The sequence below is a fragment of the Pseudomonas fluorescens genome (assembly GCF_001648775.1).
In the GTDB taxonomy this organism is placed as follows: domain Bacteria; phylum Pseudomonadota; class Gammaproteobacteria; order Pseudomonadales; family Pseudomonadaceae; genus Aquipseudomonas; species Aquipseudomonas fluorescens_M.
In genome coordinates this window covers 102,785-114,299 of the sequence record NZ_LVEJ01000019.1, presented here as the reverse complement: position 1 = coordinate 114,299, position 11,515 = coordinate 102,785, and the positions used below count along the sequence as shown (strand labels likewise).

The 11,515-nt window shown below is 59.8% G+C and carries 9 protein-coding genes; 6 read left to right on the top strand and 3 right to left on the bottom strand.

All coding sequences use genetic code 11. The features are described 5' to 3' along the window. Nucleotides 1–28: 28 nt before the first annotated feature. Nucleotides 29–1,084: a biotin synthase BioB gene (gene bioB, locus A8O26_RS18370; RefSeq protein ID WP_064119238.1), complete on the bottom strand. Its 1,056-nt coding sequence runs from the start codon at nucleotides 1,082–1,084 to the stop codon at nucleotides 29–31. A gap of 91 nt (nucleotides 1,085–1,175) precedes the next feature. On the opposite strand from bioB, the gene A8O26_RS18365 reads away from it, so the two are divergent. The 5 genes from A8O26_RS18365 (at nucleotide 1,176) to rarD (ending at nucleotide 7,067) form a co-directional block, all read left to right on the top strand. Next, nucleotides 1,176–1,910: a ComF family protein gene (locus tag A8O26_RS18365; RefSeq protein ID WP_064119237.1), complete on the top strand. Its 735-nt coding sequence runs from the start codon at nucleotides 1,176–1,178 to the stop codon at nucleotides 1,908–1,910. A gap of 185 nt (nucleotides 1,911–2,095) precedes the next feature. Next, the gene (locus A8O26_RS18360) at nucleotides 2,096–2,860 is read left to right on the top strand and encodes a TOBE domain-containing protein (protein ID WP_064119236.1); all 765 of its coding nucleotides are present in this window, start codon (nucleotides 2,096–2,098) and stop codon (nucleotides 2,858–2,860) included. A 70-nt stretch (nucleotides 2,861–2,930) separates the two neighbouring features. Then, complete coding sequence (locus A8O26_RS18355) at nucleotides 2,931–4,832, top strand: PhoX family protein (RefSeq protein WP_064119235.1); 1,902 nt, start codon at nucleotides 2,931–2,933, stop codon at nucleotides 4,830–4,832. Between the two features lie 167 nt (nucleotides 4,833–4,999). Next, nucleotides 5,000–5,974, top strand: a complete 975-nt coding sequence (locus tag A8O26_RS18350) for a serine/threonine protein kinase (protein ID WP_016983182.1) — start codon at nucleotides 5,000–5,002, stop codon at nucleotides 5,972–5,974. 205 nt (nucleotides 5,975–6,179) lie between these two features. Then, entirely contained in the window at nucleotides 6,180–7,067 is an 888-nt protein-coding gene (rarD, locus tag A8O26_RS18345; RefSeq protein ID WP_064119234.1) for an EamA family transporter RarD, read from the top strand. A 223-nt stretch (nucleotides 7,068–7,290) separates the two neighbouring features. Here rarD and A8O26_RS18340 read toward each other — a convergent pair whose 3' ends face one another. Then, nucleotides 7,291–7,809, bottom strand: a complete 519-nt coding sequence (locus A8O26_RS18340; RefSeq protein ID WP_064119233.1) for a glycine cleavage system protein R — start codon at nucleotides 7,807–7,809, stop codon at nucleotides 7,291–7,293. Nucleotides 7,810–8,313: 504 nt separating this feature from the next. On the opposite strand from A8O26_RS18340, the gene A8O26_RS18335 reads away from it, so the two are divergent. After that, nucleotides 8,314–10,491 (top strand): malate synthase G, encoded by a 2,178-nt coding sequence (locus A8O26_RS18335; RefSeq protein WP_064119232.1) that lies wholly within the window; start codon nucleotides 8,314–8,316, stop codon nucleotides 10,489–10,491. A gap of 324 nt (nucleotides 10,492–10,815) precedes the next feature. Here the strand turns inward: A8O26_RS18335 and A8O26_RS18330 are convergent, their stop codons facing one another. Next, on the bottom strand, nucleotides 10,816–11,262 hold the full coding sequence (locus tag A8O26_RS18330; protein ID WP_064119231.1) for a response regulator: 447 nt from the start codon (nucleotides 11,260–11,262) through the stop codon (nucleotides 10,816–10,818). Nucleotides 11,263–11,515 lie beyond the last annotated feature (253 nt).

Genomic DNA, 11,515 nt, shown 5'->3' with positions numbered 1-11,515 from the left:
GCATTCCTTCAGAGGAATCCGCGCAGGTTTAAACCGCAGCGTTATAGAACTGCTCGCTGCTCTTCTGCTCGACCAATGCCTGCTCGATCGCGGCCTGATGTACTTCATCGGAATGCTCTTCACGGGCTTCCGGTGCGATGCCCAGGCGCGCGAACAACTGCATGTCCTTGTCCGCCTGCGGGTTGGCAGTGGTCAGCAGTTTGTCGCCGTAGAAAATCGAGTTGGCACCGGCGAAGAACGCCAGGGCCTGCATCTGCTCGTTCATCGCTTCGCGGCCGGCGGACAGACGCACGTGGGATTGCGGCATGAGGATACGCGCCACGGCGAGCATGCGGATGAAGTCGAACGGGTCGATGTCTTCAGCGTTTTCCAGCGGCGTGCCGGCGACCTTCACCAGCATGTTGATCGGCACCGATTCCGGGTGTTCCGGCAGGTTGGCCAACTGGATCAGCAGATTGGCGCGGTCGTCCAGCGACTCGCCCATCCCGAGAATGCCGCCCGAGCAGATCTTCATCCCCGATTCACGCACATAGGCCAGCGTTTGCAGACGCTCGCTGTAAGTGCGGGTGGTGATGATGCTGCCGTAGAACTCAGGCGACGTGTCGAGGTTGTGGTTGTAGTAATCGAGGCCAGCCTTGGCCAGCGCTTCGGTCTGATCCTGATCGAGACGACCGAGGGTCATGCAGGTTTCCAGGCCCAGGGCTTTCACGCCTTCGACCATTTTCAGCACGTACGGCATGTCTTTGGCCGACGGGTGCTTCCATGCCGCGCCCATGCAGAACCGCGTCGAGCCGATGGCCTTGGCGCGCGCCGCCTCTTCGAGGACTTTCTGCACTTCCATCAGCTTTTCTTTTTCAAGGCCGGTGTTGTAGTGACCGGACTGCGGGCAGTACTTGCAGTCTTCCGGGCAGGCGCCGGTCTTGATCGACAACAGGGTCGAGACCTGAACGCGATTGGCGTTGAAATGCGCGCGGTGCACCGTTTGGGCCTGGAACAGCAAGTCGTTGAAGGGCTGTACGAAGAGTGCTTTGACTTCGGCCAGAGACCAGTCGTGACGCAGGGTGGCGGTGGTGCTCGCGCTCATGGGTAATTCCTTGGTTATGCTTGGCTTGCGGCTGGGGAAACGGAATACCCACAGGCGCTACACGGATGTTCGGCATATTTAAGGAAGAGTCATGCGCTGTCAACCACGATACAAAGAGTCGGTTTACATCTGTTTAAAAAACATACAGACATGCTTGTTATGCGATGAGCCAACGGACACGCAAATCCCCCTCTGCGTTGCCTGCGAAACCGATCTGCCATGGCTCGGCGACCACTGTGTGACTTGCGCTTTGCCGCAGACCGCGGCGGGCCTGACCTGTGGCGAGTGCCTGCTAGAGCCTCCGGCGTTCGAACAGGTGGCAGTGCCGTGGCTTTATGGCTTCCCTGTGGACAGCCTGATCACGCGTTTTAAACACAATGCGAAATGGCCGTTTGGCCGACTTCTCGCAGACGTTCTCGGACAATACCTGCAACATCGCTTCGACGAAGGTTTGCCAAGGCCCGATGCGTTGTTGCCGGTGCCGCTGGCGAGTAAACGCCTGCGCCAAAGAGGGTTCAACCAGGCGGCGATGCTCGCACGCTGGTTGAGTGCATCGCTGGATCTGCCGTGCGAGGAAACAGTGTTGCGCCGCATCAAAGACACCGATGCCCAGCAGGATCTCGACGCCAAAGCGCGTAAACGCAATCTGCGCGATGCCTTCGACATTGCCCCGGATGCGCAAGTAAAAGGCCGGCATCTGGCGCTGGTTGATGATGTGCTGACCACCGGTGCCACCGCCCAGGCACTCGCCCGATTGCTGATGGACGCTGGCGCAACGCGGGTCGATGTCTATTGCCTCGCGCGCACACCAAAACCCGGAAGCTGAAGCCAACACATAACCCCTGTGGGAGCGAGCTTGCTCGCGAAGGGGCCAGAACATTCAAAAATCAATGTTGACTGACACACCGCTTTCGCGAGCAAGCTCGCTCCCACAGGGTTCTGTGTCGGGCTTGACTCTCGCGTTGCAAGCGGCCAACTTCACCCCCCACCGCCACAAAAAAGCATCCACCCATGTCCATGCCGTCCCTGTTATCCCAGCACATCGTCCGCCGTCCGCAGCGCATCGCCCTGCTGCAGCACATTGCCGAACAGGGCTCGATCACCCGCGCCGCAAAAAGCGCAGGCCTGAGTTACAAAGCGGCGTGGGATGCCATCGATGAACTGAACAACCTCGCGCAGAAACCACTGGTCGAACGCGCCGTCGGCGGCAAGGGCGGTGGCGGGGCGAAACTGTCCAGCGAGGGCGAGCGTGTTCTGCGCCTGTATCAAAAGCTGCAAGCCTTGCAGGCGCAGGTGCTGGAAGCGGCGGAAGACGCCAGCGATCTCGACCTGCTCGGTCGGCTGATGCTCAGAACCAGCGCGCGCAATCAGTTACACGGCAAGGTCGTGGCGATTGAAAGTCAGGGCCGCAATGACCTGATCCGCCTTGAACTGGCTGAGGGCCTGCACCTTGACGCGCAGATCACCCACGACAGCACCGTGCATCTGGAACTGCAGGCCGGTACCGAAGTGGTGGCGCTGATCAAGGCCGGCTGGCTGGAGTTGCTGAGTAAAGATCAATCTGCAACGTCTGGTCACAATCTTCTCAACGGCACCATCGAAGAAATTCTCGACGCCGAGGATGGCCCCAGCGAAGTGCGCATTACCCTGCCCAACGGCCATACCCTCTGCGCTCTGGCTGAGCCGCTGGACTTGCGCACTCGCGGGCTGACCGTCGAGCAACCGGTGCAGGTGCAGTTTTCACCGTCCAATGTGCTGATCGGCACGCCGCTCTAGTCCGGTTCTGCAACGAAAGCGTCATCGACGCTCATTAAGGTGGCTGCCAAAACCAAGCAGGGAGCCTGATGTGAGCCTATTAGAAGAAAACCAATCCACTGACCTTGAAAAAATGGTCGGCCTCAGCCGTCGCGGCTTCATCGGCGCCGGTGCGCTGTGCGGTGCGGCGATGTTCCTCGGCGGCAGCCTGTTGAGCCGCAGCGCGCTGGCCACCGGTATCAGCGCCGGCAACAGCCGCTTGCTCGGTTTCGAGAGCATTCCTGCGGCGACCACCGACGTCATCACACTGCCCAAAGGCTACAAGTCTTCGGTGCTGATCAGTTGGGGCCAGCCCTTGCAGAAAAACGGCCCGGCCTTCGACCCGAGCGGTAACGGCACCGCGGCCGCACAGGAAGTGCAGTTCGGCGACAACAACGACGGCATGAGCCTGTTAGCCTTCCCCGATGATCGCAATCGCGCGTTGATGGCGATCAACAACGAATACACCAACTACCGCTACCTCTACCCGCACGGCGGCATGCCGCAATCGGCCGAAGACGTGCGCAAGGCACTGGCCTGCGAAGGCGTGTCGGTGATCGAAGTGCAACGCAAGAACGGCCAGTGGCAGTTCGTTCAAGGCTCGCGTTACAACCGCCGCATTCACGGCAACTCACCGCTGCGCATCAGCGGCCCGGCAGCTGGCCATGACCTGATGAAGACCGCTGCCGACAAGCACGGCAAGAAAGTCCTCGGCACCTTCCAGAACTGCGCCAACGGTAAAACCCCGTGGGGCACTTACCTGACCTGTGAAGAAAACTTCACCGACTGCTTCGGCAGCAGCAACGCCCAGCAGCAGTTCGACCCGGCGCAAAAGCGCTACGGCGTGTCGGTCGCCAGCCGTGAGATCAACTGGCACCCGTACGACCCGCGCTTCGACATGGCGAAGAACCCCAACGAACTCAACCGTCACGGCTGGGTGGTCGAGATCGATCCGTTCGATCCGCAATCAACCCCGGTCAAACGCACCGCGCTGGGCCGCTTCAAACATGAAAACGCCGCACTGGCCGAGACCGATGACGGTCGCGCCGTGGTGTACATGGGCGACGACGAGCGAGGCGAATTCATCTACAAATTCGTCAGCCGTGACCGCATCAACCATCGCAACGCCAAGGCCAACCGCGACATCCTCGATCACGGCACCTTGTACGTGGCCAAGTTCGACAACGGCGACAGCAACCCCGACCACCCGAAAGGCCAGGGCCAGTGGATCGAACTGACCCACGGCAAAAACGGCATCGACGCCAGCAGCGGTTTTGCCGACCAGGCCGAAGTGCTGATCCACGCGCGCCTCGCCGCCAGCGTGGTTGGCGCGACGCGCATGGACCGCCCGGAATGGATCGTCGTCAGCCCCAAGGACGGCCAGGTTTATTGCACGCTGACCAACAACGCCAAGCGTGGCGAAGACGGCCAGCCAGTCGGTGGGCCGAATCCGCGCGAGAAGAACGTCTACGGGCAGATCCTGCGCTGGCGCACCGACCGCGATGATCACGCTTCGAAGACGTTTGCCTGGGATCTGTTTGTGGTCGCCGGCAACCCGGGCGTGCATGCCGGGACGCCGAAGGGCGGCTCAAAGAACATCACCCCGCAGAACATGTTCAACAGCCCGGATGGCTTGGGTTTCGACAAGGCCGGGCGTTTGTGGATTCTCACCGACGGCGACTCGAGCAATGCCGGCGACTTTGCCGGGATGGGCAACAACCAGATGCTCTGCGCCGATCCCAAGACCGGTGAGATTCGCCGCTTCATGGTCGGGCCGATTGGTTGTGAGGTGACGGGGATCAGCTTCTCGCCGGATCAGAAAACCCTGTTTGTCGGGATTCAACATCCGGGGGAGAACGGCGGCTCGACCTTCCCTGAGCATTTGCCGAATGGCAAGCCGCGGTCTTCGGTGATGGCGATTACTCGGGAGGACGGCGGGATCGTCGGCGCCTGATCCACCGCCTTCGCGAGCAAGCTCGCTCCCACAGGGGGATCGGATTCCTAATGTGGGAGCGAGCCTGCTCGCGAAGAGGTTCAACCAGACACCAACCACCTCCCCCGCTGCCATCTGCGCTACCATGCTGGGCCGGACGCGGCAGCCTGCTGCGCGCAGGAGTCAGCATGGCCCACCCGTTTGAAACCCTCACCCCCGACCTCGTCCTCGATGCCGTTGAAAGCATTGGTTTCCTCAGTGATGCACGCATTCTGGCGCTCAACAGCTACGAAAACCGCGTCTATCAGGTCGGCATCGAAGACTCCGAACCGCTGATTGCCAAGTTCTACCGTCCGCAGCGCTGGACCAACGAAGCGATTCTCGAAGAACACAAGTTCACCTTCGAGCTGGCCGACGTCGAAATCCCGGTCGTGGCGCCGCTGATCCACAACGGCGAAACCCTGCACGAACACGCCGGTTTCCGCTTCACCCTGTTCCCGCGTCGCGGCGGCCGGGCACCGGAACCGGGCAATCTTGATCAGCTGTATCGCCTCGGCCAGTTGCTCGGGCGCATTCACGCGGTCGGCGCGACCAAGCCGTTCGAACACCGTGAAGCGCTCGCCGTGCAGAACTTCGGCCACGCCTCGCTGAACACTTTGCTCGAAGGCAACTTCATTCCGAAAAGCCTGCTACCGGCTTACGAGTCCGTCGCCCGCGACCTGCTCAAACGCGTGGAAGATGCCTACGCCAACACGCCGCACCAGAACATCCGCATGCACGGCGACTGCCACCCCGGCAACATGATGTGCCGCGACGAAATGTTTCACATCGTCGACCTCGACGACTGCCGCATGGGCCCGGCGGTGCAGGACATCTGGATGATGCTCGCCGGCGACCGTCAGGAATGCCTCGGCCAGCTCTCGGAATTGATGGACGGCTACAACGAATTCCACGATTTCGACCCCCGTGAACTGGCGCTGATCGAACCGCTGCGCGCCTTGCGCCTGATGCATTACAGCGCCTGGCTGGCACGGCGCTGGGATGACCCGGCATTCCCGCACAGCTTTCCGTGGTTCGGTACCGAACGTTATTGGGGCGATCAGGTGTTGGCGTTGCGTGAGCAACTGTCCGCGCTCAACGAGGAACCGCTGAAACTCTTCTGATTCGAACCTGAACCCTGTGGGAGCGAGCTTGCTCGCGAAGGCGTCATGTCAGTCAGCGTAATGTTGAATGTCAGTCCGTATTCGCGAGCAAGCTCGCTCCCACAGGGGTTGTGTGTTCACACATTTCTGACCAATCAGCTACGGCACTCGCCGGCAAATCTCCTTACAATCCCTCCTTTGTCAGCTGCCTGAGCAAGGATTCTGCATGCAAGCCGCCAACCCGCGTCGCGGGTACATTCTGGGCCTGAGTGCCTACATTATCTGGGGCCTGTTCCCGATCTACTTCAAAGCCATCGCCGAAGTGCCAGCGGTCGAGATCATCATCCATCGGGTGCTGTGGTCGGCGCTGTTTGGTGCGCTGCTGCTGATGGTGTGGAAACACCCGGGCTGGTGGCGCGAACTGCTGGACAACCCGAAACGTCTGGCAATTCTGGCGTTGAGCGGCACGCTGATCGCGGCCAACTGGCTGACCTATGTGTGGTCGGTGAACAACGGACGCATGCTTGAAGCGAGCCTCGGCTACTACATCAACCCGCTGGTGAACGTATTGCTGGGGATGTTGATTCTCGGCGAGCGCTTGCGGCGCATGCAGTGGCTCGCTGTGGGATTGGCGGCCGTCGGTGTGGCGCAGCAGGTCTGGCAAGTCGGCAGTCTGCCGTGGGTGTCGCTGGTGCTCGCGTTGACCTTTGGCTTCTACGGTTTGATCCGCAAACAAGCACCGGTGAAAGCGTTGCCGGGGCTGGTGGTGGAAACCTGGATGCTGGTGCCGATTGCCATCGCCTGGCTGCTTTTCAATCAGACCGCAACCAGCGCGCAACCGGAGTTCTGGACTACGTCCCAAGCCTGGTGGCTGGTGGCCGCAGGGCCGGTGACTTTGGTGCCGCTAGTGTGCTTCAACGCCGCCACGCGTCACTTGCCCTACACCACGATCGGCTTCCTGCAATACCTGGCGCCGACCCTCGTGCTGTTGCAGGCGGTGTTGCTGTTCGGCGAGCACTTGTCGTCGAGCACGTTAGTCGCGTTTATCTTCATCTGGGCCGGCCTGGCCGTTTACAGCGTCGATGCGGTGATCAGTTTGCGTCGGCGCAGCTGATCAAAAAACGCACAAACCTTCGCAGGCCACGGTTCTCGTGGCCTGCAACGTTCCTTCCCAAGGTTATCCACAGCGTGATCCCCGCCGTTTGTGCGCAAGTCACTGAATGTTGGCGATTTTTTGATCAAATCCCGCAACGCCACGGCGGACGTGGCGATGCGGGCAGTCTCTACAGGTTATCCACAGGCAGGTGCACGTTAACACTGGATAACCGCCGTCGCGGTTAAACGTCTGTGCGTAACACCAGATCGACCATCAGATCGTCAGCCAGAGTTTCCAGACGCGATTGCAATACGTCCAGTGACAAAGTCAGCGGCACGGCCAGAATCGCTTCGGCGTGGAACAGTGGCTCACTGCTCATCGGCGCCGGGCGTACTTCGGTTACCAACCGTTCAAGGCTGACGCCCTGCTCGCTCAACAGGCGGGTGATGTCGCGCACAATCCCCGGGCGATCATTGCCCACCAACTCCATGGCGATCGGTTTCCAGGTGCAGGACTGCTCGATTCCGCTTTCGGCAATCAACACGCGAATGCCGTGCGTCGACAATGCTTGTAGGGAATCGACTAATTCGTCGTAAGCCTCCGCCGGCACACCCACCCGCAGTATCCCGGCAAACTGCCCGGCCATCCGCGACATGCGGCTTTCCAGCCAGTTACCGCCGTGCTCGGCGATGCATTGGGCGATGCGCTCGACCTGCCCGGGTTTGTCCGGGGCAAAAACAGTGAGTACGAGATGGTCCATGGCGTCGCCCTCTTGTCATGACTTTTGTTATAGAAGAGGAAGTATAGGCAAGGGTCGATTTTGCGTTGAGGCGACCGACGCTTTCGCGAGCAGGCTCGCTCCCACATAAACCGCTGCCATAGCAGCTGAATAGTATTTATGTGTACAACTTTTGATATTTAGCTGGAACAATCCAATGGTTTTTTGAGAACATCCCGTTCCGCGATGTGACCGCAATGCGACATGAGGTCGCAGAACGACGTAATTAGTCTGATTTTCACAAGCGCAACTCATCATGTAGTATGCCGCAGCGCGCACTACATAACGCTGGATCGATGTCTGCCCAAGGCATGTTCGCAACCCTGAAAGCCCCGTCAGCAAGGCCCCAAGCCTTTGATTGGTCCCAGCCCAGCCGCCAGCAATGGCATGTACTGGTCGGCAGGTTTGTGGTTTAAATGGCCAGAGGCTTCATTGTCAAAATTGAAGAGCTGAAAAGCGAAATAGCTGAGCAGAGTGAGGCAAGCAATGACTGAACACGTTCAAGTCGGTGGCCTGCAGGTCGCCAAAGTCCTGTTCGACTTCGTGAACAACGAAGCCATTCCCGGTACCGGCCTCACCGCCGACAAATTCTGGGAAGGTGCCGACAAGGTCATTCATGACCTGGCGCCGAAGAACAAAGCCCTACTCGCCAAACGCGATGACTTCCAGGCTCGTATTGATGCCTGGCACCAGGAACGCAACGGTCAGGCGCACGACGCCGTGGCCTATAAAGCCTTCCTGCAAGAAATCGGTTATCTGCTGCCAGAAGCGGCTGATTTCCAGGCAACGACACAAAACGTCGATGATGAAATCGCCCGTACCGCCGGCCCGCAACTCGTGGTGCCGGTGATGAACGCCCGCTTCGCTCTCAATGCCTCGAACGCCCGCTGGGGTTCGCTGTATGACGCCCTCTACGGCACCGACGCGATCAGCGAAGAAGGTGGCGCGGAAAAAGGCAAAGGCTATAACAAGGTGCGTGGCGACAAAGTCATCGCTTTTGCCCGTGCCTTCCTCGACGAAGCCGCGCCATTGGCCGCTGGCTCCCACGTCGATTCGACCGCCTACAAAATCGCTGACGGCAAACTGCTGGTCACCCTCAAGGGCGGCAGCAACACTGGCCTGCGCGATGACGCTCAACTGATCGGTTTCCAGGGCGACGCCAACGCGCCCATCGCGATCTTGCTGAAACACAACGGTCTGCACTTCGAAATCCAGGTCGACGCCACCACTCCGGTTGGCCAGACCGATGCCGCCGGCGTCAAAGACATCCTGATGGAAGCGGCACTGACCACCATCATGGACTGCGAAGACTCCGTGGCCGCCGTCGATGCTGACGACAAAGTGGTGATCTACCGCAACTGGCTCGGCCTGATGAAGGGCGACCTCGCGGAATCGGTGTCCAAGGGCGGCCAGACGTTCACCCGCACCATGAACCCGGATCGCACCTACACCGCGCCAAATGGCGGTGAAGTGACGTTGCATGGCCGTTCGCTGTTGTTCGTGCGTAACGTTGGCCATCTGATGACCATTGACGCGATCCTCGACAGTCAGGGCAACGAAGTGCCGGAAGGCATCCTCGATGGCCTGGTCACTTGCCTCGCGGCGATGCACAACCTCAACGGCAACACCTCGCGGCGCAACACCCGCACCGGTTCCGTGTACATCGTTAAACCGAAGATGCACGGCCCGGAAGAAGCGGCGTTCACCAACGAGCTGTTCGGTCGCATCGAAGACGTGCTGGGCCTCAAACGCAACACGCTGAAAGTCGGGATCATGGACGAGGAGCGTCGTACCACGGTCAACCTCAAGGCCTGCATCAAGGCCGCCAGCGAGCGCGTGGTGTTCATCAACACCGGTTTCCTCGACCGCACCGGCGACGAAATCCACACCTCCATGGAAGCCGGCCCGGTTGTGCGCAAGGCTGACATGAAGGCTGAGAAGTGGATCGGCGCGTACGAAAACTGGAACGTCGATATCGGTCTGAGCACCGGCCTGCAAGGCCGTGCGCAAATCGGTAAAGGCATGTGGGCAATGCCGGACCTGATGGCGGCGATGCTTGAGCAGAAAATCGCTCACCCGCTGGCCGGCGCCAACACCGCTTGGGTGCCGTCGCCAACGGCTGCTGCGCTGCACGCGCTGCACTACCACAAGGTCGACGTGTTCGCCCGTCAGGCCGAACTGGCCAAGCGTGCCCGGGCTTCGGTGGACGACATCCTGACCATTCCGCTGGCGGTCAATCCGAACTGGACGCCAGAGCAGATCAAGAACGAACTGGACAACAATGCCCAAGGCATTCTCGGTTACGTGGTGCGCTGGATCGACCAGGGTGTTGGCTGCTCGAAAGTGCCGGACATCAATGACGTCGGCCTGATGGAAGACCGTGCCACGCTGCGTATCTCCAGCCAGCACATCGCCAACTGGCTGCGCCACGGTGTGGTCACCGAAGCGCAAGTGATGGAAAGTCTCAAGCGCATGGCGCCGGTGGTGGACCGTCAAAACGCCAACGACCCGCTGTACCGTCCGCTGGCACCGGACTTCGACAGCAACATCGCCTTCCAGGCGGCGGTCGAACTGGTGGTTGAAGGCACCAAGCAGCCGAACGGTTATACCGAGCCGGTGCTGCACCGTCGTCGTCGCGAGTTCAAGGCTGCTAACGGCCTGTAAATTTGCGCTGATGTGAAAAAGCCCTGGTCGAGAGATCAGGGCTTTTTTGTTTGGGCGCTGGGATTGGGTTTTGTAGTCGGCTTGAGACCCTCCCCCTCACCCCAGCCCTCTCCCTCAAGGGGTAGAGGGGGAAAGGGAGCAGATCTGTATGCTTTTCAAGTCTGAGCTCGGCTCAGGAATTGCCAGGGGGTAGAGGGGGAAGAGAGCAGATCTTTGTGCTTTTCAAAACCGGAGTTCGACTCAGGAATTTCAGGTCGGTGTACCTCGAATATTCACCGCGGTCAGTCCCCTCTCCCTCTGGGAGAGGGCTAGGGTGAGGGGCTTTTAAGGATCGATACCCAATTCGTGTTTGACCAGACCGAGCAACTTGCCCGTATCAATCGGCTTGAGCAAAAAATCCACCACACTCAAATGCATCGCCGCAATCGCATCCTTCACATCGGCATCGCCCGAGACAATGATGATCGGCATCGCCGCCCGCACCGACCCGCGCACTTGGCGGATCAGATCCAGACCATCGACATTGCCCATGCGCAGATCGGTAATCACCAGCCCGATCGAAGGTTTCTCGGCCAGCATCTTCAACGCCGTCTCACCACTGGCTGCGGTCAAGCAACGAATGCCGTCCAACGCGAGAATCTCTGACAACAGCTCCCGGGCGTCCTTGTCGTCATCAACGATCAATACACGCTGCGGTGGCAGGTCAGGTTCGAGCATGACTGCACTGAGCGCTTCTCGCTCGGCATCGCTCAAAATATCGTGGTCGGACATGGCGCTCTCTAAGTATTCAAAACAGTCCCTTGGCAAGTGGTCAGACATCGCTGGGCAGAGCTTCAATGTGCACTTCGTCGGATTTTTTTCCAAGGGGGTAACCCAAGGAATTTCCGACTGTTTGCGTAGGGCATCTCCGAAACTGCGCCAATGGTGGCAAAACCTAGACTTACGTCCAATGGGCACCCTGTCCGTAGGGGTCGACCATGGCCGCAACGATCCGACAACAACAATTCGAAAAAGACTGCGGTAA